This window comes from Pseudomonas cuatrocienegasensis (genome assembly GCF_900110925.1).
Taxonomy (GTDB): Bacteria; Pseudomonadota; Gammaproteobacteria; order Pseudomonadales; family Pseudomonadaceae; genus Aquipseudomonas; species Aquipseudomonas cuatrocienegasensis.
In genome coordinates, this window is record NZ_FOFP01000021.1 from 24482 (window position 1) to 47016 (window position 22535).

The 22535-nt window shown below is 64.0% G+C and carries 20 protein-coding genes; 16 read left to right on the forward strand and 4 right to left on the reverse strand.

Features of this window, described 5'->3' with window-relative positions:
• Window positions 1–26 precede the first annotated feature (26 nt).
• The 14 genes from BMW49_RS21395 to BMW49_RS21460 all read left to right on the forward strand — a co-directional run bounded on the left by BMW49_RS21395 (window position 27) and on the right by BMW49_RS21460 (window position 15335).
• Window positions 27–740, forward strand: a complete 714-nt coding sequence (locus BMW49_RS21395) for a murein L,D-transpeptidase catalytic domain family protein (RefSeq protein ID WP_069519773.1) — start codon at window positions 27–29, stop codon at window positions 738–740.
• Between the two features lie 199 nt (window positions 741–939).
• Window positions 940–1917, forward strand: coding sequence for a 4-hydroxyproline epimerase (locus tag BMW49_RS21400; RefSeq protein ID WP_069519774.1), 978 nt, complete (start codon window positions 940–942; stop codon window positions 1915–1917).
• A complete protein-coding gene (locus BMW49_RS21405) occupies window positions 1914–3029 on the forward strand; it encodes an NAD(P)/FAD-dependent oxidoreductase (protein WP_069519775.1) in 1116 nt (371 codons plus the stop codon). The genes BMW49_RS21400 and BMW49_RS21405 overlap by 4 nt, the downstream gene beginning before the upstream one ends.
• Window positions 3022–3258, forward strand: coding sequence for a (2Fe-2S)-binding protein (locus tag BMW49_RS21410; RefSeq protein ID WP_069519776.1), 237 nt, complete (start codon window positions 3022–3024; stop codon window positions 3256–3258). The genes BMW49_RS21405 and BMW49_RS21410 overlap by 8 nt, the downstream gene beginning before the upstream one ends.
• A complete protein-coding gene (locus BMW49_RS21415) occupies window positions 3255–4517 on the forward strand; it encodes an NAD(P)/FAD-dependent oxidoreductase (RefSeq protein ID WP_069519777.1) in 1263 nt (420 codons plus the stop codon). The genes BMW49_RS21410 and BMW49_RS21415 overlap by 4 nt, the downstream gene beginning before the upstream one ends.
• Before the next feature lie 1059 nt (window positions 4518–5576).
• Window positions 5577–6326, forward strand: a complete 750-nt coding sequence (locus tag BMW49_RS21420) for an AraC family transcriptional regulator (RefSeq protein WP_069519778.1) — start codon at window positions 5577–5579, stop codon at window positions 6324–6326.
• A gap of 221 nt (window positions 6327–6547) precedes the next feature.
• Window positions 6548–7366, forward strand: coding sequence for an ABC transporter substrate-binding protein (locus BMW49_RS21425; protein WP_069519779.1), 819 nt, complete (start codon window positions 6548–6550; stop codon window positions 7364–7366).
• A 100-nt stretch (window positions 7367–7466) separates the two neighbouring features.
• Window positions 7467–9278: a cis-3-hydroxy-L-proline dehydratase gene (lhpI, locus tag BMW49_RS21430; RefSeq protein WP_244168388.1), complete on the forward strand. Its 1812-nt coding sequence runs from the start codon at window positions 7467–7469 to the stop codon at window positions 9276–9278.
• Window positions 9271–9936, forward strand: coding sequence for an amino acid ABC transporter permease (locus BMW49_RS21435; RefSeq protein ID WP_069519780.1), 666 nt, complete (start codon window positions 9271–9273; stop codon window positions 9934–9936). The genes lhpI and BMW49_RS21435 overlap by 8 nt, the downstream gene beginning before the upstream one ends.
• A gap of 13 nt (window positions 9937–9949) precedes the next feature.
• Window positions 9950–10600: an amino acid ABC transporter permease gene (locus BMW49_RS21440; protein ID WP_069519781.1), complete on the forward strand. Its 651-nt coding sequence runs from the start codon at window positions 9950–9952 to the stop codon at window positions 10598–10600.
• Window positions 10593–11315, forward strand: coding sequence for an amino acid ABC transporter ATP-binding protein (locus BMW49_RS21445; RefSeq protein WP_069519782.1), 723 nt, complete (start codon window positions 10593–10595; stop codon window positions 11313–11315). Before BMW49_RS21440 ends, BMW49_RS21445 begins: the two co-directional genes overlap by 8 nt.
• 12 nt (window positions 11316–11327) lie before the next feature.
• Window positions 11328–12365 carry a trans-3-hydroxy-L-proline dehydratase gene (locus BMW49_RS21450; protein WP_069519783.1) on the forward strand — a complete coding sequence of 346 codons (1038 nt, stop codon included), beginning with the start codon at window positions 11328–11330 and terminating at the stop codon, window positions 12363–12365.
• A gap of 136 nt (window positions 12366–12501) precedes the next feature.
• Window positions 12502–13419, forward strand: a complete 918-nt coding sequence (locus tag BMW49_RS21455) for a dihydrodipicolinate synthase family protein (protein ID WP_069519784.1) — start codon at window positions 12502–12504, stop codon at window positions 13417–13419.
• Window positions 13420–13751: 332 nt separating this feature from the next.
• Window positions 13752–15335: an aldehyde dehydrogenase (NADP(+)) gene (locus BMW49_RS21460; protein WP_069519785.1), complete on the forward strand. Its 1584-nt coding sequence runs from the start codon at window positions 13752–13754 to the stop codon at window positions 15333–15335.
• A gap of 267 nt (window positions 15336–15602) precedes the next feature.
• On the opposite strand, the gene BMW49_RS21465 is transcribed toward BMW49_RS21460, so the two are convergent.
• The 3 genes from BMW49_RS21465 to hexR form a co-directional block, all read right to left on the reverse strand.
• Entirely contained in the window at window positions 15603–16610 is a 1008-nt protein-coding gene (locus BMW49_RS21465; protein WP_069519786.1) for an Ldh family oxidoreductase, read from the reverse strand.
• Between the two features lie 119 nt (window positions 16611–16729).
• Complete coding sequence (locus BMW49_RS21470; RefSeq protein ID WP_069519787.1) at window positions 16730–16936, reverse strand: PA3496 family putative envelope integrity protein; 207 nt, start codon at window positions 16934–16936, stop codon at window positions 16730–16732.
• 269 nt (window positions 16937–17205) lie between these two features.
• Entirely contained in the window at window positions 17206–18072 is an 867-nt protein-coding gene (gene hexR / locus BMW49_RS21475) for a transcriptional regulator HexR (protein ID WP_069519788.1), read from the reverse strand.
• Between the two features lie 112 nt (window positions 18073–18184).
• On the opposite strand from hexR, the gene zwf reads away from it, so the two are divergent.
• On the forward strand, window positions 18185–19687 hold the full coding sequence (gene zwf / locus BMW49_RS21480; RefSeq protein WP_167362828.1) for a glucose-6-phosphate dehydrogenase: 1503 nt from the start codon (window positions 18185–18187) through the stop codon (window positions 19685–19687).
• A gap of 446 nt (window positions 19688–20133) precedes the next feature.
• On the opposite strand, the gene BMW49_RS21485 is transcribed toward zwf, so the two are convergent.
• The gene (locus tag BMW49_RS21485) at window positions 20134–21384 is read right to left on the reverse strand and encodes an MFS transporter (protein ID WP_090391073.1); all 1251 of its coding nucleotides are present in this window, start codon (window positions 21382–21384) and stop codon (window positions 20134–20136) included.
• A 208-nt stretch (window positions 21385–21592) separates the two neighbouring features.
• Here BMW49_RS21485 and BMW49_RS21490 point away from each other — a divergent pair, with 208 nt between their 5' ends.
• Window positions 21593–22486: an alpha/beta hydrolase gene (locus BMW49_RS21490; protein WP_069519791.1), complete on the forward strand. Its 894-nt coding sequence runs from the start codon at window positions 21593–21595 to the stop codon at window positions 22484–22486.
• Window positions 22487–22535 lie beyond the last annotated feature (49 nt).

Consider the following 22535-nt stretch of genomic DNA (forward strand, 5'->3'; position numbering starts at 1 on the left):
CTTGCTGGCCGCTCCCCAGAGACTGAATGATGACAATGATCCAGCGGATTTGCTTCGCCATTTTTTGCCTGGCACTGCCAACCCCTTCGTTACTGGCCGCCAACCTGGCGCCTGATGCACTGCTGGAGAACCTCGCCGCCGAAGCGCCGGCACTGCAACGCAAGGTGCTCGGCCATGCCATCAGCGCCATGCGCTGCGCGATCAACAACGGCGCCCAGCCAGCAAAACGGCTGGCGGTCATCGACTTCTCCAAGCCCTCCAGCGAACGCCGCCTGTGGATCTTCGACCTGACCAGCCAGCGTCTGCTGCTGCACGACCTGGTCGCCCACGGCCAACAGTCCGGCGAGAACTTCGCCACGCAGTTCTCCAATCGCGAAGGTAGCCATCAATCCAGCCTGGGGCTGTTTCGCACCCAGGAAAGCTATACCGGCAAACATGGCTACTCGCTGCGCATGGACGGCCTGGAGCCCGGGATCAACGACCGCGCCCGGGAACGCGCCATCGTCATTCACCCAGCCGATTACGTGGACCCAGCGTGGATTACCGCCCAAGGCCGTATCGGTCGCAGCCAGGGTTGCCCAGCCGTGCGCCCGGAGGTCGCCCGCATGGTGGTGGACAGCCTCAAAGGCGGGCAATTCATGTTTTCCTACTACCCGGACCCACGCTGGCTGCAATCCTCAGCGTTTATCAACTGCCAGCCACGGCTGGTGGCCGGCATCATCAGCGCTAAAGAAGGCTAAGACGCCGCAAAGCGATCACGACCCGCCCCGTCTACCGCTCTGCGATCGCAATGGTGGATGAGAAAAGCGTCATCCACCCTACGTGAAGGTGGCGTGGCTGTGCCGATTTCGGCATCACCACCGAGCAAATCCCTCAAGCCGGGCAGGCCGCACGCGCGGCACTCTGTCAGCCACTCCACCGGTTTACAGGCGCAGCCCCATGAAACGCATCGAGGTTATCGACTCCCACACCGGCGGTGAGCCGACCCGCCTGGTGATCAGCGGCTTTCCTGACCTGGGCAACGGCAGCATGACCGAGCGTCGGCAACACCTGGCCTACGCCCATGACGCCTGGCGTGCCGCCTGCATTCTCGAACCACGGGGCAACGACGTATTGGTCGGCGCCCTGCTCTGCGAGCCGGTTGACCCCAGCGCCTGTGCCGGGGTGATCTTCTTCAATAACACCGGCTATCTCGGCATGTGTGGCCACGGCACCATCGGCCTGGTGGTCTCGCTGGCGCACATGGGCCGCATCGGTGCTGGCGTGCACAAGATCGAAACGCCGGTGGGCACGGTCGAGGCGACCTTGCATGAAGATCGCTCGGTCAGCGTGCGCAACGTGCCGTCCTACCGTTACCGCAAGGCTGTCGAACTGCAGGTGCCGGGCTGTGGCCCGGTGCTGGGCGATATCGCCTGGGGCGGCAACTGGTTCTTCCTGATCGCCGACCACGGCCAACGCATCGCCGGCGACAATGTCGAGGCTCTCACCGCTTACACCTACGCGGTGCAGAAAGCGCTGGAGGAGCAAGGCATTCGCGGTGAGGACGGCGGCCTGATCGACCATATCGAGTTGTTTGCCGAAGATGAACAGCCAGTTCCCAACGCAGCATCATCGAGCGCAGCAGCTTCGCTGCGAGCCGACAGCCGGAATTTCGTGCTCTGCCCGGGCAAGGCCTACGACCGCTCGCCTTGCGGCACCGGCACCAGCGCCAAGCTGGCGTGTCTGGCAGCCGACGGCAAACTGCAGCCTGGCGAGATCTGGCATCAGGCCAGCGTGATCGGCAGTCTGTTCGAAGGCTCGTTCGAATGGCAGGGCGACAAGGTGATTCCGACCATTCGCGGCCGCGCCCATATCAGCGCCGAAGCCACCTTGCTGCTCGAACAGGACGACCCCTTCGCCTGGGGCATCCGCCCGTGAAGCCCACGCGGGTCGCCGATGTCATCGTCATCGGCGCCGGCATTATCGGCGCGGCCTGCGCCCGTGAACTGGCCCGCTGCGGCCAGCAGGTGCTGGTGATCGACGCTGGCCTGCACAGCGCCACCGCCGCCGGCATGGGTCACCTGCTGGTGCTCGATGACAACCAGGCCGAGCTTGATATCAGCCGCTACTCGCTGCGCCGCTGGCGCGAGCTGGGCCCACAGCTGCCGGACGACTGCGCCTACCGCAGCAACGGCACCCTGTGGCTGGCCGCCAACGAGCAGGAGCTGGCGGCAGCGGAAGCCAAAAGCATCAACCTGCGCGGCGAAGGCATCCGCTGCGAAATGATCCCCGGCCATTCCCTGCAGGAAATGGAGCCGATTCTGCGTGATGGCCTGCACGGTGCCCTGCGCCTGCCGGACGACGGCATTCTCTACGCGCCGAATACAGCACGCTGGATGCTCGATAACCCACGTATCAGGCAACGCCGCGCGCGGGTCACTGAGCTGGACGGCAACCGCGTGCGCCTCGACAGCGGCGAGTGGCTAAGCAGCGAGGCCGTGGTGCTGGCCAACGGCATCCAGGCGGTGGACCTGTGCCCGGAGCTGCCCATCGCGCCGAAGAAAGGCCATCTGCTGATCACCGACCGCTATCCCCATCCGGTCACCCACACCATCACCGAGCTGAGCTACCTGACCAGCGTGCACAACAGCAGCGGCGCCTCGGTGGCCTGCAATATCCAGCCGCGGCCGACGGGCCAGCTATTTATCGGCACCTCGCGGCAGTTCGATACGCTCGACCCCGAGGTCGAAGGCTGGCTGCTAGCACGCATGCTCAAGCATGCCGCGAGCTATGCGCCGGGCCTGGCGAAACTCAACGGCATCCGCGCCTGGGCGGGCTTTCGCGCCGCTACGCCGGATGGCATGCCGCTGATTGGCGAGCACCCTGCACAGCCTGGCCTGTGGCTGGCAGTCGGCCACGAAGGCCTGGGGGTCACTACCGCCCCGGCGACGGCTGATCTGCTGGCCGCGCTGCTGTTCAACGAGGCGGAGCCGATACCGGCTGCCGCCTACGCGCCTGGCCGTTACCTGGGAGAACCGACCCATGCCTGATCTGCACCTCGACGGCCGTCCGCTCTGCGTAGCGCCAGGAACCACGGTCGCTGCCGCCCTGGCCCTGGGTGGCGACGGCAGCAGCCGCACCTCGATCAGCGGCCAGCGCCGTGCGCCGCTGTGCGGCATGGGTATCTGCCAGGAATGCCGGGTGAGCATCGACGGCGTACGGCGGCTGGCCTGCCAGACCCTGTGCCAAGACGGCATGCAAGTGGAGACACAAGCATGAGCGAACACGCTGACGTATTGATCATCGGTGCCGGCCCGGCTGGGCTGTCGGCGGCGCTGGCGGCCGCCAACGATGGCGCGCAGGTCGTACTGCTCGATGACAACCCACTGCCTGGCGGGCAGATCTGGCGTGATGGCGCTCAGGCCAACATCCCCAGCCAGGCGCGCCACCTGCGCGATAGCGTGGAGGCGCACACGCATATTCAGCGCCACGCCGCCACGCGTGTAGTAGCGAAAGCCGGCAGCCAGGCGCTGCTGGTAGAGAATCCTGAGCGCGGCTGGGTTATCACCTATCGCTCGCTGATTTTGTGTACCGGCGCGCGCGAGCTGCTACTGCCGTTTCCCGGCTGGACATTGCCCGGTGTTACCGGTGCCGGTGGCCTGCAGGCCCTGATCAAAGGCGGCATGCCGGTAGTCGATGAGCGCATCGTCATCGCCGGCAGTGGTCCGCTGCTGCTGGCCAGCGCGGACACGGCCAAGCACCACGGCGCCCAGGTGGTGCGCATCGCCGAGCAGGCGCCGCTGGGCGCGGTCGCTACCTTCGCCATGCAGTTACCGCGCTGGCCGCACAAGCTGTTGCAGTCTTTCAGCCTGTTCGACGCGGGTTACCGCACCGGCACGCGAATCGTCGCTGCGCTGGGTCAGGATCACCTGGAAGGCGTGCGCCTGCAGCGGGGTAATAAGGTCGAGGAACTGGCGTGCGAGCGCCTGGCCTGCGGTTTCGGTCTGATACCCAACGTGCAGTTAGGGCAGGCCCTCGGCTGTGCGCTGGGTAACAACGCCATCCAGGTGGATGCCTGGCAGGCGACCGATGTGGCGGGCGTCTACGCCGCGGGCGAGTGCACCGGCTTCGGCGGCAGCGAGCTGGCACTGGTCGAGGGCCGTATCGCTGGGCATGTGGCTGCGGGGAATCGCGAGGCGGCGCAACGCTTGTGGGGCGAACGCCAACGCTGGCAGCGCTTTGCCGGCTCGCTGAACCAGCACTTCGCGCTTGACCCCACCCTCAAGCACCTGGCCGCGCCGGATACGCTGCTGTGTCGCTGCGAAGACGTGCCCTATGCCGCCGTGGCCGCCCACGCCAACTGGCGCGAAGCGAAGCTGTCGACCCGCTGCGGCATGGGGGCCTGCCAGGGCAAGGTATGCGGCGCAGCAGCGCACTACCTGTTCGACTGGCCGCCGGTAGCCCCCCGCCCGCCGTTTACACCAACGCGCATTGAAACGCTGATACAGCTGGAAAGCGCCGCACAAAGCGAGCACTGACGCGCAGCCCCGGTGTGTTCCAGTGACAACCCCAGGGCGATAAGGCGGGTAGAGCGGTAACGTTTTCTGTGACGCCAGCGCACACCCGCACGGCCAAAAAAACTAACCCATTGAAAAATATAGCAATTAAAAAATTGGCACAGGATATGCTCTATGTTTCGCACAACAAAAATAACAAGACGCACCCCATGACAAGAACAACACCACGGCTCTAGCATAAGAAAGACAATAATCGCAGAGACGCAGCTAACTGATTTCTTTGGAGAGGAACGCCAGCGGGCTTGTACCGCAACCGGGTCGATAACAATAAAATCGCGTTTTAACGCAACGACAGTCGGGTTGGATCTCAGGATCAAGGCAACATCAGCGTCCAAACAAATCCGTTCGCTCCTGGCCTCCGTTGGAGGCCGCGGCTAAAACAAGAACAACAGGCCGGTAGCACTAACAAGAACGATGATGCAGATACGATTGGGGGAGTTTAGGCTCCCCTTTCTGCTTTCTGGCATTCAGCTCTCCCAGCATCTTGCACCGCTTGCCCCCCCCAGAGAGGTCGCGGTTTTTCATGCGCACGCAACCTGTCAGGTTCAGTAGCCTTTCGTTCGCAGCAACGCGGCTTGCGACAAGACGCCAACAGACCCTAATGTCGTCTCAAGCATCAAATGTCGGTCTGTGGGAGGGGCTTTAGCCGCGACGCTTTCAGCGTTTTCAAGATCTATCGCGAATAAAAGCTAGGCGCCCCCTTCGCTCCTACAGAAAGCGACAAATGATTCGTGTTGCGACACTAGCAGGCCGTTAAAAACGCAGGCGAGGCAGTCAGCGCTAGACCGATGGCGGCCCCACCTAGGCGGCCCCACAAAAACAGGCGAAAAACTGACTGGGCTCGCACGCGAGTTTACGAGTTGTAAATGAGCATTTGATTCGCTTCGCTCACCCCTTCGGGGCCGTGCTAAAGCACGCTCAGCCTCTGGCTGTGAGCCCTGTTTTTAACGCTGCGCTGGCAACGTAGGTAGTTTTTCAACAGCCTGCTAGGCTGTCCCTTTCGATCAGCTCGCAGCCCCTATGCACAGCCTGTTACCCACCGCGCACCACCCTGACCTGCCGACCTTGATCAGCAGCCTTCGGCAGATCGAGCCGCTGCTCGATGCCATGCCCGAGGTGGTGTTTTTCATCAAGGATACGCAGACCCGCTACGCCCTGATCAACCAGACCCTGGCGCACCGCCTGGGCTGCAAAAGCAAGGACAAGCTGCTTGGCATGACCGCTGAACAGGTGTTCCCAGCCAGCTTCGGGCCGTCCTACACCGCGCAGGATCGACGGGTGCTCAAGGACGGCACACAGCTGACCGACCAGTTGGAGCTGCACCTCTATTACGCTAACCAGCCTGTCTGGTGCCTGACCCACAAGCTGGCGCTGCGCAATGCGGCGGGCGAGATCATTGGCCTGGCCGGTATTTCCCGGGACGTGCAGTTGCCGCAATCGAACCACCCGGCTTACCCAAAGCTGGCAGCGGTGGACGCGCATATTCGCCAGCACTTCGCCCGGCCGATCAGCCTGGCCGAGCTCACCGAACTGGCTGGCCTATCGGTGGCGCAACTGGAGCGCCACTGCAAGCGCATCTTCCAGCTCACCCCGCGGCAGATGATCCACAAGGCGCGCCTCGGCGAGGCCAGCCGCCTGCTGCTGCAGGACCTGCCGATCACCGAGATCGCCCTGCGTTGCGGTTACACCGACCACAGCGCCTTCAGCCGCCAGTTTCGCGCACTGACCGGGCTGACCCCGAGCCAGTTCCGCGAATCGCACAAGGGCTGACGCTTAGCTGTGTTCCGAAACGAGGCGTGCGCCATAGCGTATCGCTCCAATCTGTAACACCAGGGCGCGCATCAGCGTTTCCACTATCCTTTGTGCTTTAGCTCGATCCCTCAGCCCATGGGGCCTGCAGCAGCAGCCCGAAGAACAGGCACAGCCGTTGCATATCAAATATCGTATACGAAATTTCCTATAACTATCGTCTGCACACTTTCGAGGCCCCTATGAAAAACACCGCTTTTGCCGTAGCCCTCAGCGCAGTACTCGGCAGCACCCTGATCGGGACTGCTCACGCCGACAAACTCGATTCGATCATCGAGTCCGGCAAGTTGCGTTGCGCCGTGACCCTGGACTTTCCGCCCATGGGTTCGCGCGACGAGAAGAACGAGCCCGTCGGCTTCGACGTCGACTATTGCAACGACCTGGCGAAGGTCCTCGGCGTCACCGCCGAAGTGGTCGAAACCCCCTTCCCCGATCGTATCCCGGCGCTGGTTTCCGGCCGTGCCGACGTGATCGTCGCCTCCACCTCCGACACCCTGGAGCGGGCCAAGACCGTGGGCATGACCATGCCCTACTTCGCCTTTCAGATGGTCGTGCTGACCCGCGATGACACCGGCATCAACAGCTACGCAGACCTCAAGGGCAAGCCGGTCGGTAACACCAGCGGCACCTACGAGGCCATCGCCCTGGAGAAGGACGTCAAAGCCTGGGGCGGCGGCAGTTTCCGCGCCTACCAGTCGCAGAACGACACCATCCTCGCCGTCGCCCAGGGCCACATCGCCGCCACCGTGGTGACCAACACCGTCGCCGCCGCCACCCTCAAGTCCGGCAAGTACAAGGGCCTGAAAGTGGTCGGTGATGCACCCTATGTCGTCGACTACGTGTCCCTGGCGGCCAAGCGCGACGAATACGGCCTGCTCAACTACCTCAACCTGTTCGTCAACCAGCAGGTGCGCACCGGCCGTTACGAAGAACTGTGGCTGAAGTGGGTGGGCGACGAAATCAAACCGGCCAACCTGACCGTGCCGGGCGTGTATTACTGATCCAGGCCCTACCGCGCCGCCCATTGGCGGCGCACTTTTCCTCCTTTGCGCTCGCGAGCCCCCGTGGCTCCGAGCATTGCTGCCCCCGTGGAGCCCATTGATGCCCGCCGCCATGGAATTCTCCTCACTCAGCGCCGCTAGCTGCGTACTCCAAGGCCGCAGCCTGGTTGCCGGCCATGCCGAGGGGGAGTTGCTGTTCGCCGACATGGGCCTGAGCTTCTGGGGCGGCGTCGACCCGTTCACCGGTGAGGTGATCGACCGTCATCACCCGCTCAACGGTCAGTGCCTGGCCGGGCGCGTGCTGGCGATCCCCAGCGGTCGTGGCTCCTGCACCGGCAGCAGCGTGATGATGGAGCTGCTCAGCGGCGAACACGCGCCCACGGCCCTGGTCATGGCCGAGGCCGATGAGATTCTCACCCTCGGCGTACTGGTGGCCGAACGGCTGTTCCAACGCTCGATTGCCGTGCTGTGCATCGGTCATGAGGCCTTCGCCCGCCTGCGCGGTCAGGCCTATGCCCGTCTGGAGGGTGAACAACTGACGCTGTACCCGCAGCGTCCCGCCGATGCCCAGCCGACCCGCGTGGCCTCCGTGCACCAACAGCCCGCCTTCAGCACGGCATTAGCGCTGAGCGAGGGCGACCGCGCGCTGCTCGACGGCAGCCAGGGCCAGGCCGCCCAGGTGGCCATGCAACTGGTGCTGCGCATGGCCGAGCTGCAGGGCGCCACTGAGTTGCTCGACGTGACCCAGGCGCATATCGACGGCTGCATCTACACCGGCCCGGCCAGCTTGCGCTTCGCCGAACAGTTGGTGGCCTGGGGCGCCAAGGTGCGGGTGCCGACCACCCTCAACTCGATTTCTGTGGACCAGCGCCGCTGGCGTGCGCTGGGCATTGATGCCGCATTCGGCGAACCGGCCAGTGCTCTCGGTGATGCCTATATGGCCATGGGCGCGCAGCTCAGCTTCACCTGCGCGCCCTACCTGCTGGATAGCGCGCCGGCGGCGGGCGAGCAGATCGTCTGGGCCGAGTCCAACGCCGTGGTCTATGCCAACAGCGTGCTTGGCGCGCGCACCCTGAAATATCCCGACTACCTGGATATCTGCATTGCCCTCACTGGCCGCGCGCCCAAGGTCGGCTGCCACCTGGACGCACACCGCCTGGCCAGCCTGCAGATCGAGCTGCCAACGCTCGGCGAGCTGGACGATGCCTTCTACCCGCTGCTCGGCTATCACATCGGCCTGCTCTGCGGCAGCCGCATCCCGCTGGTGCGCGGCCTGGAGCACGCCCAACCGACGCTGGACGACCTCAAGGCCTTCGGCGCCGCCTTCGCCACCAGCTCGGCCGCGCCGCTGTTCCATATCGCCGGGGTGACCCCGGAAGCCCTGGCCCCGGAAAAAGTTATCCACAGCGACCAGACGACGCCGACGGAGCGCATCAGCCTCGACGACCTGCGCCGCAGTTGGGACGAGCTGAACAGCGCCCGCGACGCCGAAGTAGGACTGATCGCCCTTGGCAACCCGCATTTCTCGCTCAGCGAGTTCGCCAGCCTCGCGGCGCTCTGCCAGGGTCGCCATAAACATGCGGCGGTCAGCCTGGCGATTACCTGCGGCCGGGCGATTCTCGAACAGGCCCGCGCCGCAGGCCACATTGCCGTGCTGGAGGCCTTTGGCGCGACCCTGATAACCGACACCTGCTGGTGCATGCTCGGCGAGCCGGTGGTGCCGACCCACTGCCGCAGCCTGATGACGAATTCCGGCAAATACGCCCATTACGCGCCTGGGCTGGTCGGCCGCTCGGTGCACTTCGCCAGCCTGGCCGAGTGCGTCGACGCCGCCTGTTCGGGCCAGGCCAGCGGTCGCCTGCCGCGCTGGCTGCAACCGGCTGCCCCTGTGGAGAACCCCACGCATGTTTGACTACACCTTCCAGTGGCGCCAGGCGTTCAAAGCCCTGCCCGATATGCTCGGCGGCGCCTGGGTCACCTTCGAGACGGCCGCCCTGTCGATGATCTTCGGCGTACTGATCGCCCTCGCCCTGACGGTGATGCGTGAAGTGAAAAACCCGCTGGCCCGCGGCTTCGCCAATACCTGGGTGTCCATCGCGCGCAATACGCCGTCGCTGTTCCAGATCTACATCCTGTATTTCGGCCTCGGCTCGCTGGGCCTGCATGTCAGCTCCTGGATCGCGCTGCTGGCCGGCATCACCTTCAACAATGCCGGCTACCTGGCAGAAAACTTTCGCGGTGGCCTCAAGGCGGTGCCCGACACCCAGGTGCGCGCCGCGCGCTCCCTGGGCATGAGCGCCTTCCAGGCCTACCGGATGATCGTCGTGCCGCAGTTGCTGCGCATCGTCTTCTACCCGCTGACCAACCAGATGGTCTGGGCCGTGCTGATGACCTCGCTGGGGGTGATCGTCGGCCTCAACAACGACCTCACCGGCGTTACCCAGGACTACAACGTAAAGACCTTCCGCACCTTCGAGTTCTTCGCCATCGCGGCGGTGCTGTATTACCTGATCGCCAAGGCGATCGTAGCGGTAGCCCGGCTGTTGGCCTGGCGCCTGTTCCGTTACTGAGGAAGCGCTCACCATGTTCGATACCAGCTTCACCTGGAACGATTTCCTCTACCTGCTCGACGGCGCCTGGGTCACCCTGCAACTGACCTTCTGGGCCATCCTGCTGGGTTCTTGCGTGGGCCTGCTGTGCGGCCTGCTGCGCGCCTTGCTGCCGCGCGCTACCTTGCCCCTGTCCTGGGTGCTGGACGTGTTTCGCAGCGTGCCCCTGCTGATCCAGTTCGTGCTGTTCAACTCGTTCAAGAGCATCGCCGGCATCGATATCAGCGCCTTCGCCGTGGGCTGCATTGTGCTCGGCATCTACGCCGCCGCCTACTTCACCGAGATCGTGCGCTCAGGCGTGCTTTCGGTGCCGTTCAACTTGCGCCGCGCCAGCCGCTCCCTGGGCCTGAGCTACCTGCAGGATTTGCGCTACATCGTCCTGCCGATGGCCACGCGGGTGGCCTTTCCCGGCTGGCTGAACCTGGTGCTGAGCGTGATGAAGGACAGCGCGCTGGTCATGTGGATCGGCATCGTCGAGCTGCTGCGCGCCTCGCAAACCATCGTCACCCGCATTCAAGAGCCGCTGCTGGTGCTGTGCATCGCCGGCCTCATCTACTACGTCATGAGCCTGGTGGTCGCCCGCCTGGGCGCCCGTCTGGAAAGAAGGTGGCAGGAAAATGATTGAGATCGATAACGTATACAAATCCTTCGGCGCGCTCGAGGTGATCAAGGGCGTCAGCCTGACGGTGAACAAGGGCGAGGTGGTGTCGATCATCGGCGGCTCGGGCTCCGGCAAGTCGACCCTGCTGATGTGCATCAACGGCCTGGAGTCGATCAACAGCGGCAGCATTCGCGTCGACGGTACCGAGGTGCACGCGCCGGGCACCAACATCAACAAACTGCGGCAGAAGATCGGCATCGTGTTCCAGCAATGGAACGCCTTCCCGCACCTGACCGTGCTGGAAAACGTCATGCTCGCGCCGCGCAAAGTGCTCGGCCTGAGCAAGCAGGACGCCGAAGCCATGGCGGTGAAACAGCTCACCCATGTGGGCCTGGCCGACAAGCTCAAGGTGTTCCCCGGCAAGCTCTCCGGCGGCCAGCAACAGCGCATGGCGATTGCCCGCGCCCTGGCCATGAGCCCCGACTACATGCTGTTCGACGAAGCCACCAGCGCCCTCGACCCACAACTGGTCGGTGAGGTGCTGGACACCATGCGCCTGCTCGCCGAAGACGGCATGACCATGGTCCTGGTGACCCACGAGATCCGCTTTGCCCGCGATGTGTCCGACCGGGTGGCGTTCTTCCGCAACGGTCTGGTGCACGAGATCGGCACCCCCGAGCAGGTGATCGGCAACCCGCAGCAGCCGGAAACCATCGATTTTCTCAAGTCGATCAACTGAGGGGACAGTCGCGTGCGCTCCAGCAAAATCATTCATGTGGTCAGCTGCCATGCAGAAGGGGAAGTCGGCGACGTCATCGTCGGCGGTGTCGCGCCACCGCCTGGCGAGACCCTGTGGCAGCAATCGCGCTGGATCGAACAGGACGATTTCCTGCGCAACTTCGTGCTCAACGAGCCGCGCGGCGGGGTGTTCCGCCACGTCAACCTGCTGGTGCCGGCGAAGAACCCCAAGGCGCAGATGGGCTGGATCATCATGGAGCCGGCCGACGTACCGCCGATGTCCGGCTCCAATTCGCTGTGCGTGGCCACCGTGTTGCTGGAGAGCGGCATCCTGCCGATGAGCGAGCCGCAGACCCGGCTGACCCTGGAAGCGCCCGGCGGCCTGGTGGAGGTGATCGCCGAGTGCCGTGACGGCAAGGTCGAGCGGGTCGAGGTGAAGAATCTGGCGTCGTTCGCCGACCAGCTCGACGCCTGGATAGAAATCGAAGGCCTGGGTTCGCTGCAGGTCGATACCGCTTATGGCGGCGACAGCTTCGTCATCGCCGACGCCCAGCGCCTGGGCTTCGCCATCCAGGCCGATGAAGCGGCCGACCTGGTCGCCATGGGCCTGCGCATCACCCAGGCCGCCAACGAACAGCTTGGCTTCCAGCATCCGCTGAACCCGGACTGGAGCCATATCTCCTTCTGCCAGATCGCCGCGCCGCTGGTGCGTGAGAACGGCATCGCCACGGGTGCCAATGCGGTGGTCATTCGCCCCGGCAAGATCGACCGCTCGCCCTGCGGCACCGGCTGCTCTGCGCGCATGGCGGTGCTGCACGCCAAAGGCCAACTGGCCGTGGGCGAGCGCTTTATCGGCCGCTCGATCATCGGCTCGGAATTCCACTGCCGCATCGACTCACTGACCGAGGTGGCCGGCCGCCCGGCGATCTATCCCTGCCTCTCCGGCCGCGCGTGGATCACCGGCACTCACCAGCACCTGCTCGACCCCAGCGACCCCTGGCCGACGGGCTATCGCCTGTCGGATACCTGGCCGCTGGGGCTGAAGCTGTAAGACGGGTTGAAGATTTAGAACTGCCGGTTCGCCGGCGCAATGAACCGGGCCTAACGCCCAACAACGGAAAACAGACGGCTTATTGTGGCCATTTGCTTTCGTATACGAAATACATTAATCCAAACGGAGAAAATGCATGAGCAGAGCAGTCAACTGGAGCGGCGTGTTCCCCGCCGTCACCACCCAATTCAACGATGACTTCTCCATCAACCTGGAAGAGACCCACAAGGTCATCTCCAACGTGATCCGCGACGGCGTCTCGGGTCTGGTGGTGTGCGGTTCGGTCGGTGAAAACACTTCGCTGAGCGCCGAAGAGAAGATTGCTGTTACCGAAGTCGCCGTGGATGCCGCCAAGGGCCGGGTACCGGTGATCTGCGGGGTCGCCGAGTTCACCAGCGTGGCCGCCGCCAAGACCGCCAACCTGGTACGCAAGGCCGGGGTCGACGGGGTGATGCTGATGCCTGCGCTGGTGTATGGCTCCAAACCCTACGAAACCGCCGAGCACTACCGCTACGTGGCCAAGCACGCCGACGTGCCGTTGATGGTTTACAACAACCCGCCGATCTACAAGAACGACGTCACCCCGGACATCCTTATCTCCCTGGCCGACTGCGACAACGTGGTGTGCTTCAAGGACTCCTCCGGCGATACCCGCCGCTTTATCGACGTGCGCAACGAAGTCGGTGACCGTTTTGTTCTCTTCGCCGGCCTCGATGACGTGGTCCTGGAAAGCCTGGCCGTCGGCGCCGAGGGCTGGGTCTCGGGGATGAGCAACGTGTTCCCGAAAGAAGGCGAAACCATCTTCCGCCTGTGCAAGGCCGGGCGCTTCGCCGAAGCCATGCCGATCTACGAATGGCTGATGCCGATCCTTCACCTCGATGCCCGTGCCGACCTGGTGCAGTGCATCAAACTCTGCGAAGCCATCGCCGGTCGCGGCGGCGAGCTGACCCGCCCACCGCGCCTGCTGCTGCGCGGCGAAGACCGCGCCCACGTCGAACGCATCATGGCCAAAGCCCTGGCCAACCGTCCAACCCTGCCGGATGTGGGGCTATAGCGCACGGGGCTCGCTATTGTAGGAGGGGCCGGGCGGCGCTCCGCTTTAGCCGCGAAGCTTTGGCTATGCCGCGAAGAGTTCGCGGCTAAAGCCCCTCCCACAAACCAATATTTCGTCGTAGACACGCGGTGAGCGAGAGACGAACCTCCCGCCTTCCAGGCGCCGCTCCACAGCGCGGGCGGTGAAGTGCAACCACTGCCAGATAAAGACGGAACGGCCGCTGCCATCAGTCGAATATTCCCGTGCATCACTGCAGGTTTGCGCAACTCATCAGACATCGTACAATCAAAGTCTTTCCGTACGTGTCCATACACCCGCAACAGGAGCTAACAATGCCCGCTACCATCGGCCACAACATCATCGGCGGCGCGTTCAGCGCAGCCGGCTCCGTCACTCACAAAAGCCACGACGCCAGCACCGGCGAAGCCCTGCCTTACGACTTCATCCAGGCCACCCCTGACGAAGTCGATGCCGCTGCCAACGCTGCCGCTGACGCCTACCCCGCTTACCGCAGCCTGTCGGCCGCCAAGCGCGCCGATTTCCTCGACGCCATTGCTGACGAGCTGGATGCCCTGGGTGACGAATTCGTCGCCACCGTTTGCCGCGAAACCGCCCTGCCGACCGCCCGTATCCAGGGTGAACGTGGCCGCACCAGCGGCCAGATGCGCCTGTTCGCCAAGGTCCTGCGCCGCGGTGACTTCTTCGGTGCACGCATCGACCGCGCACTGCCAGACCGCCAGCCGCTGCCACGTCCGGACCTGCGCCAGTACCGTATCGGCCTCGGCCCGGTCGCCGTGTTCGGCGCCAGCAACTTCCCATTGGCCTTCTCCACCGCCGGTGGCGACACTGCCGCCGCACTCGCGGCCGGTTGCCCGGTGGTGTTCAAAGCCCACAGCGGCCACATGGCCACTGCGGCGTTCGTGGGCGAAGCCCTGCTGCGCGCCGCCGACAAGACCGGCATGCCCAAAGGCGTGTTCAACATGATCTACGGCAGCGGTGTCGGTGAAGCGCTGGTCAAGCACCCGGCCATCCAGGCGGTCGGCTTCACCGGTTCGCTGAAAGGCGGCCGTGCCCTGTGCGACATGGCCGCGGCACGCCCGCAGCCGATCCCGGTGTTCGCCGAGATGAGCAGCATCAACCCGGTCATCCTGCTGCCCGAAGCCCTCAAGGCGCGCGGCGAGAAGGTTGCCGGTGAGCTGGCCGGTTCGGTGGTCATGGGCTGTGGTCAGTTCTGCACCAACCCAGGCCTGGTGATCGGTATCCGCTCGCCGGAGTTCAGCGCTTTCCTGACCGCCTTCACCGCGAAGATGGCCGAGCAACAGCCGCAGACCATGCTCAACGCCGGCACCCTGAAAAGCTACGTGAAAGGCCTGCAAGCGCTTAACGCGCACGCCGGCATCACCCACCTGACCGGCGCGAATCAGGAAGGCAACCAGGCTCGCCCGCAGCTGTTCAAGGCTGATGTCAGCCTGCTGCTCAACGGCGACGAACTGCTGCAGGAAGAAGTCTTCGGCCCGACCACCATCGTCGTCGAAGTGGCAGACAAGGCTGAGCTGTTGGCTGCAATCAACGGTCTGCACGGCCAACTGACCGCTACCCTGATTACCGAGCCGGGCGACCTGGCTGGCAGCGAAGCGCTGTTCGCCCTGCTTGAGCAGAAGGTCGGCCGCGTGCTGTTCAACGGCTACCCGACCGGTGTGGAAGTCTGCGACTCCATGGTCCACGGCGGCCCGTACCCGGCGACGTCCGACGCCCGTGGTACCTCGGTTGGCACCCTGGCCATCGACCGCTTCCTGCGCCCGGTGTGCTACCAGAACTGCCCGGACGCCCTGCTGCCCGACGCCCTGAAAAACGCCAACCCGCTGGGCATTGCCCGCCTGGTCGATGGTGTTAGCTCGAAGGAAGCGCTGAGCTAAGCCACACCGCTATCGCTTGATCCTTGAGCCCCGGTCCGCCGGGGCTTTTTTGCTTTTGTAGAAGCGAAGGGGCGCCTAGCCTTTATTCGCGATAAATCGTTAAGGCGCTGCAGACGTCGCGGCTAAAGCGGATCGCCGCCTGGCCTGGCATTGACCGACAGTTGATGCAAGATGCCACACCATCGCGAATAAATTCGCTCCTACAGGTATGCAGGACAGAGCCTTTACCCATGGCGAACACAACCCCCTAATTGACTGCAGCGAACCTCAACCCCGCAGGGCCATCAGGTCCTGATACAGACTGTCGGCGATCTCCACGCCGTTCGCCAGGCTGTTTGCCCGAGCGGTATAACGGCGCTGCGAAGGCAGACGCGCACCCTGCCCTTGAATCGTCTCGAACAACAACTCGGCACGCGCCAAATGCTGATCCGCCTGCTCGCCGAGAAACCGCTGTGGGTCGAGGGCGATGATCAGCTCACCGTGATACGGCAAGGCATTATGGCCCTCGTCGAAGACCGCCGACTCAAGGCTGGTCAGGTCGCCGATCAGCGGCCCGGCGATCAGCTCGATCATCGCCGAGAGAGCCGAGCCCTTGTGCCCGCCGAACGTCAGCATGGCACCCTGGTCGAGCACCTCGGCCGCGTCGCTGCACGGTTGGCCGTGTCGATCCACACCCCAACCGGGCGGCAACGGCTGGCCGGAGCGGCGATGCAGCTCAATCTCACCGCGGGCGACAGCGCTGGTGGCAAAGTCAAAAACGAACGGCTGGGCACCGGCACGTGGCCAGCCAAAGGCTATCGGGTTAGTGCCGAACAGCGGTCGGCTGCCCCCCGCCGGCGCCACATAGGCCTGGGTCGGGTTGCACGCCATGGCCACCAGCCCCAGCTCGGTAAGCGCCTCCATTTCCACCCAGAGCGCGGAAAAGTGCACGCAATGATTGATCGCCATGGCGGCGATACCGTTGCTGCGGGCCTTCTCGGCCAACAGCGGCAAACCGGCGGCAAACGCCAACTGGGAGAAACCACCCCGCGCATCCACACGCACCAGCGCGGGCGCCGGCTCACTCACCAGCGGCTCAGCGTCTGCCACCGCCTTGCCTGACTTGAGCGTGCGCACGATGCCCAACAAGCGCCACAAACCGTGGGACGTGCAACCGTCGCGCTCACCGGCCACCACAGTGGCGGCGATGGCCTGTACAAAGGCCTCACTAAAACCGGCGTGGCGCAGAATAGAGGCGGACAGCTGATGGGCTTCGCTCAGGGTCAGGCGGGTCATAACAGGCTCCGGCATAAACGCACAGGTAACGGTAGCCCGTTACAGTGGCCCCTGCCGGCGCCTTAAGCTTGATCGCTTTGCGTATTCAGCATGCCGAATTCAGCACACTGGCGCGCAACTCAGGCCGCGCGGTGCCGCTGACCCTGCTTGGTCTGTTGGCTACTGGCGCTGAGCAGATCGGGGTAATCGGCCAACTCACGTTCTAGCCGGTACTGCTCGGTGTAGGACTCAATGGCCCGGCGGTAAGCCATGCGCCGTTGGTCCAGCAGTTTGCGACGGGTTTTGGCGTCGTTCTGTTCATGCAGGTCATCGAAGATACGAGGCATCTCGGTTCTCCCGGAGCGAGGACTGGAGCCCTCAGCATCCCCCGGGTAGATGACGGTTTCACGGCGTCGACATGACCGACCGATGAACATGCAAGGCCTAGGAGCCTGTCGGACTTAACACTGTTCTACTGCGGGAAAGCCGAATTTGGCCATTTTTGCTGCTTTCCCTCGTTAAATAGCTCGCTATTCGCCTCGGTAAAGCAGCAAAACTGTCGCAAACCGATCTTTCCCTCGCTACGAACGGTCAAGCCCGACAGGCTCCTAGTGCCTCACTCCTCGGCGTTGCGCAACGACTTGGGCGACAGGCGCAGGCTGCGCAAGCTGCGTTTCACGCTCTTGAGGTGGTTGACCAGGCTTGGGCCACGCGCCATGGCCACGCCCATGGCCAGCACGTCGATCACCACCAGGTGGGCGATGCGCGAGGTCAGCGGAGTGTAGATCTCGGTGTCTTCCTGCACGTCGATGGCCAGGTTGACCGTGGCCAGGTCGGCCAGCGGCGTCTGCCCCGGGCACAACGCGATCAGCGAAGCACCGGCCTCACGCACCAGGTTGGCGGTGATCAGCAGGTCCTTGGAGCGCCCGGACTGCGAGATGCACACCGCTACATCACCCGGCTTGAGGGTCACGGCGGACATCGCCTGCATGTGCGGATCGGAATAGGCCGCGGCGTTGAGCAGCAGGCGGAAGAACTTGTGCTGCGCATCCGCCGCCACCGCGCCGGAGGCGCCGAAGCCATAAAACTCGACGCGTTGCGCCTGCGAGCAGAGGCCAATGGCGCGTTGCAGCGCTGCAGGGTCGAGCTTCTCGCGCACCTCGATCAGGGTGTGCAGGGTGGTGTCGAAAATCTTCAGGCTGAAGTCGGCGACCGAGTCGTTTTCATGGATCGCAAACTGGCCAAAACTGGCACCGGCGGCCAGGCTCTGGGCCAGCTTCAACTTGAGGTCCTGAAAGCCGCTGCAGCCGATGGCGCGGCAGAAGCGCACGATGGTCGGCTCGCTGATCCCGACGCTGTGCGCCAGATCGGCCATGGAGCTGTGCATCACCGCCGCAGGGTCGAGAAGCACGTAATCGGCCACCTTCAACTCCGACTTGCGTAACAGATGACGCGACTGGGCGATGTGCTGCAACAAATTCACAAGATTAGGCTCGATTGAAAGGTAACGAATCCGTCGGTGGCCCGTTGCCGGTACGGGTACTCGGTTATTATCGAAGGCACACCGGGTTGTAGTGACCTTGTAGTTATACTACATGGACGCTCGGCTCGCACGGCCAAACCGAGTCGGAGTTCCTGATTTGAGCATTCCCTGCGACATGCTGGTCTTTGGCGGAACGGGCGATCTGGCCCTGCACAAACTGCTGCCAGCGCTCTACTACCTGCACCGCGACGGGCGTCTACACACCGACCAGCGCATCATCGCCCTGGCCCGCAGCCCCCATAGCCGCGCGGCCTTTCAGGCCCTGGCCGAGCGCCATTGCCGCGCCCAGGTGGCCCGCGCTAACTTCAGCGATACGCTCTGGGCCAGCTTTGCCGAACGCCTCGATTACCTGGCCATGGATGCCAGCCAGAGTGCCGACTACGGTCGCCTGGCACGCCACCTGGGCAACGACGACAAGCGTGTGCGCGTCTACTACCTTGCCACCGCCCCGGACCTGTTCGCTGACATCGCCACCTACCTGAGCGTCGCCGGCCTGGCCGGGCCGAAAGCGCGCATCGTGCTGGAAAAACCTATCGGCCATTCGCTGGAATCGGCACGGGAAATCAATGCCACCCTGGGCGCGGTCTTCGATGAGTCGCGGGTGTTTCGCATCGATCACTACCTGGGCAAGGAAACCGTGCAGAACCTCATGGCGCTGCGCTTCGCCAACGCTCTGTTCGAGCCGGTATGGCGCGCCGCACACATCGACCATGTGCAGATCAGCGTCTGCGAAACCCTCGGCGTGGAAAACCGTGGCGCCTACTACGATAACGCCGGCGCCATGCGCGACATGCTGCAGAACCACCTGCTGCAACTGCTCTGCCTGGTGGCCATGGAAGCACCGGTACGCTTCGACGCCGAGTCGGTGCGCAACGAAAAGGTCAAGATTCTCGAAGCGCTCAAGCCCATCACCGGCCTTGATGTGCGCGACAAAACCGTACGCGGCCAATACACCAACGGGCAGATCGGCGGCCAGGAAGTGCCGGCCTACTACTTCGAGAAGAACGTCGACAACGACAGCGACACCGAAACCTTCGTCGCCGTGCAGGCCGAGATCGAGAACTGGCGCTGGGCCGGCGTGCCCTTCTACCTGCGCACCGGCAAGCGCCTGGCGAAGAAAACCTCGGAAATCCTTATCCAGTTCAAACCCGTACCCCATCAACTGTTCGGCGACGGCGAAGCCAACCAGTTACTGATTCGCCTGCAACCCGAAGAGCGCATCAGCCTGCAACTGATGGCCAAAAACCCCGGCAAGGGCATGCACCTCAAGCCGGTAGAACTGGACCTCAACCTGGCCAATGCCTTCAGCACGCAGCGCCGCTGGGCCGCCTACGAGCGCCTGCTGCTCGACGTGATCGAAGGCGACTCGACGCTGTTTATGCGCCGCGACGAAGTAGACGCCGCCTGGCAATGGGTCGACCCTATTCTCCAAGGCTGGCACCAGCACTATCAGCGCCCACGCCCCTACCCGGCCGGCAGCGATGGCCCGGAACAGGCCGAGGCACTGTTGGAGCGACATCGCCGTCATTGGCACGCTGACCGGGATACCAACTGAAAACTGCACAACTTTTTGTGCAGTTGAGGGGGGAATAGGTTCGTGTACAAAGCGCTACAGGGCTTTAAAAGGGCCTCATTCCAGATGATTAGCGCCAGCACCATCACGAGAACTTCGTCGGCTATAGCTTCCGGCTAGATCTGGCTCAAAGCTCATCCACGTTGCCATCAGCGGGGCAGCCTGAATAAAACTCAACAGGAGTGGTGATCATTAATACCCCAAGCGTTATGCGCTTGGGCGGGACTGGAGCAGCAACCCTCAGTCTGTGGATAACTCTGTTGAAAAGCCGGTGAAAAAGTCGCGCAATCCGCCTCTCTAGAGCCTCTGCTTTTATCCGCCCGGCCTTTCCTGGCGCGCCCGTCAGGTTATTTGCAGAGACCGCAGACAAGTCTGTGGAAAATGTGGATAAAAAACTAACTGCCTGTTTCGCAAAGCCTTTTTCTCACTCAATGGCGCACCCGCTGCAGCCCTGGTAACACCGCCACGAGGACCAGCGCGCCGAGAGCACCGGCCAGCAAAAACAGGCCGTCGTAACCCAGCCATTTGGCCAGGGCGCCGCTGCTGGCGCCGACCACGCCGGCAAGCAGCAATTGGGCAGAGGCCTGCAGGGTAAAGTCGGCGCCTTCATGCTCGGGCCGGCACATGCGCATCATGGCGGCGAACAGGGCGACCGTGGACATGCCGTCGGCGGCCTGCTCGAACAGGGCGATGGCATACACCAGCGGACGATCGGCACCCGCACTCACCAGCAGGGCCATGGCGGCGATGCCGGCTGCCTGCAGCGCACCGAACAGCAGCAGCGCCCGCAAGGCACCGAGGCGCGCGTAGAGCAGGCCGCCGAGCAGCGCGCCGGCGATGCCGACCAGGCTGCTAATCAGGGTCAGTTGGCCCAGTTCGGTGGTGCTCCAGCCTTGGTCGACCAGCATGGGTTTGATCATCGGCGAGCCGAGCGCATCGCCCAGCTTGAAGGTCAGCACCACCAGCAGCCAGGCGAGCATGCCGGGCTGCAACAGCAGGCCGCGGTAATGGGCCAACAACAGGCCTGGACCCAGCGTGGTTTCAGCCAGGGCGGGCTGCTGCGGTGCCTGGCGCGACTCGGCGAATAGCCAGATAGGTACGCTCATCAGCAGCAGTAAACCGGCAACCAGGCCCATGGCCAGGTTCCAGCCCAAAGGGTCGATCACCAATAACAGGCCGCTGCCGCTGACCAGCATACCGACTTTGTAGCCGCCCACTTGCAGGCTGTTGCCCAGGCCACGCCAGCGCTCGGGCAACAGGCGCACGGTAAGGCCATCGGTGGCGATGTCCTGGGTCGCGGCAGCGAAGTTGATCAGCAGGAGCACGCCCAACAGCCAGACCAGCCCACTGCCAAACAGGCTCTGCGGCGCCATCAGGGCCAGGCCGGCGACGCCAAGGGTGACCCCGCCCTGCAGTGGCAGAATCCAGCCACGGTGGTGGCCCAGGCGGCGGGAGCCAATGCGGTCGACCCAGGGTGCCCAGAGCACCTTGAGCAACCAGGGCAGCGCCAGCAGCTTGAGCAGGCCGATCCACGTCAGGTCGACGCCGTGCTGACGCAGCAGCACCGGCAGGGAATGGGCGATCAGCCCCGAGGGCAGGCCCTGGGCGCAATATAACGATGCCAGCAGCACCAGGGTGGCAGTGGCCGGGCGGTCAGGGGCGAAGCGGTTGAGCGGCATCACGACCTCTGGGGCACGGGCCTGGGCAAGGTGCGAATTGAGCCAGCCTGGCGCGCTGCGTGCAAGATGGCGCGGGCGTAGCGTTACATATCCGTTAACAAAGCGGCGGCCTGTATCGCGTCAATTCGCCGGAAAATGCCAAACATCGTACTCCCGGACGGGTCTATTGCCGGTCCCCAGTACCGCCCTCTTCGATCAGGATCTGCACATGATGACCTCCCTTGCCGCGCTGTTGCGCCGTCGCTGGCTGAGCATGAGTTTGCTGGCATGCCTGTGCCTTGGCTTGCCGATAGGCTGCGCGCAACTGGAGCGCAAGGAGCGCGAGCTGGTCTTTCGCATTGAGCCGGGCACCGCCCGCTGGTTCGGCGGCCTGCCGGCTGGTGTGGAAGAACGCCAGCTGAATGTGCCGACTTTCGGCCCCGACCAGAGCCTGCATGCCTGGTGGTGGCCGGCCGTCAGGGCCGATGCGCCCACCCTGCTCTACCTGCACGGCTCGCGCTGGAACCTCACCGGCCAGTTGTTTCGCATCGAGCAGCTGCATGCACTGGGCTTTGCCGTGCTGGCCATCGACTACCGCGGCTTTGGCGAGAGCCGCGGCGAGCTGCCGTCCGAGCGCACGGTATACGAAGACGCCGAAGCGGCCTGGGCGCACCTGACCGAGCTGCAGCCCCAGGCGAGCAAGCGCTTTATCTACGGCCATTCCCTGGGTGGCGCGGTGGCGGTGAACCTCGCCGAGCAGTTATCCACAGGCACGGACGAGCCGGCGCTGGGTGGGTTGATCGTTGAGTCGAGCTTCACCAACCTGGCCGATGCAGCCACGGCCGTGGTGCGTGAGCACACCTCGCTGCCGGTGCACTGGCTGCTGTCGCAGAAGTTCGACTCACTGAGCAAGATCGAACACATCAAGGTGCCGGTGCTGATTGCCCACGGCACCGGTGACCGCTACATCCCCGCGCGCTTTAGCGAACAGCTCTACGCCGCTGCCCCGGAGCCCAAGCGTCTGTTGCTGATCGACGGCGCCAACCACAACAACGGCCTGCGCGCGGGCCAGCGCGAATACCGCGAGGCGCTGCATAGCCTGTTTGGCCTGCCGCGCTCGTAGCGCGAGGGGTTGTGTCTTTTATTCGGCCACGGCGCGCCGCGCCTACCGG

What these genes read in the sequence shown, in the direction of transcription:
- BMW49_RS21395 (WP_069519773.1), top strand. Translation starts at nt 27, where the DNA reads ATGATGACAATGATCCAGCGGATTTGCTTCGCCATTTTTTGCCTGGCA.
- BMW49_RS21400 (WP_069519774.1), top strand. Translation starts at nt 940, where the DNA reads ATGAAACGCATCGAGGTTATCGACTCCCACACCGGCGGTGAGCCGACC.
- BMW49_RS21410 (WP_069519776.1), top strand. Translation starts at nt 3,022, where the DNA reads ATGCCTGATCTGCACCTCGACGGCCGTCCGCTCTGCGTAGCGCCAGGA.
- BMW49_RS21415 (WP_069519777.1), top strand. Translation starts at nt 3,255, where the DNA reads ATGAGCGAACACGCTGACGTATTGATCATCGGTGCCGGCCCGGCTGGG.
- BMW49_RS21420 (WP_069519778.1), top strand. Translation starts at nt 5,577, where the DNA reads ATGCACAGCCTGTTACCCACCGCGCACCACCCTGACCTGCCGACCTTG.
- BMW49_RS21425 (WP_069519779.1), top strand. Translation starts at nt 6,548, where the DNA reads ATGAAAAACACCGCTTTTGCCGTAGCCCTCAGCGCAGTACTCGGCAGC.
- lhpI (WP_244168388.1), top strand. Translation starts at nt 7,467, where the DNA reads ATGCCCGCCGCCATGGAATTCTCCTCACTCAGCGCCGCTAGCTGCGTA.
- BMW49_RS21435 (WP_069519780.1), top strand. Translation starts at nt 9,271, where the DNA reads ATGTTTGACTACACCTTCCAGTGGCGCCAGGCGTTCAAAGCCCTGCCC.
- BMW49_RS21440 (WP_069519781.1), top strand. Translation starts at nt 9,950, where the DNA reads ATGTTCGATACCAGCTTCACCTGGAACGATTTCCTCTACCTGCTCGAC.
- BMW49_RS21445 (WP_069519782.1), top strand. Translation starts at nt 10,593, where the DNA reads ATGATTGAGATCGATAACGTATACAAATCCTTCGGCGCGCTCGAGGTG.
- BMW49_RS21455 (WP_069519784.1), top strand. Translation starts at nt 12,502, where the DNA reads ATGAGCAGAGCAGTCAACTGGAGCGGCGTGTTCCCCGCCGTCACCACC.
- BMW49_RS21460 (WP_069519785.1), top strand. Translation starts at nt 13,752, where the DNA reads ATGCCCGCTACCATCGGCCACAACATCATCGGCGGCGCGTTCAGCGCA.
- BMW49_RS21465 (WP_069519786.1), bottom strand. Translation starts at nt 16,610, where the DNA reads ATGACCCGCCTGACCCTGAGCGAAGCCCATCAGCTGTCCGCCTCTATT.
- BMW49_RS21470 (WP_069519787.1), bottom strand. Translation starts at nt 16,936, where the DNA reads ATGCCTCGTATCTTCGATGACCTGCATGAACAGAACGACGCCAAAACC.
- zwf (WP_167362828.1), top strand. Translation starts at nt 18,185, where the DNA reads ATGGACGCTCGGCTCGCACGGCCAAACCGAGTCGGAGTTCCTGATTTG.
- BMW49_RS21485 (WP_090391073.1), bottom strand. Translation starts at nt 21,384, where the DNA reads ATGCCGCTCAACCGCTTCGCCCCTGACCGCCCGGCCACTGCCACCCTG.
- BMW49_RS21490 (WP_069519791.1), top strand. Translation starts at nt 21,593, where the DNA reads ATGATGACCTCCCTTGCCGCGCTGTTGCGCCGTCGCTGGCTGAGCATG.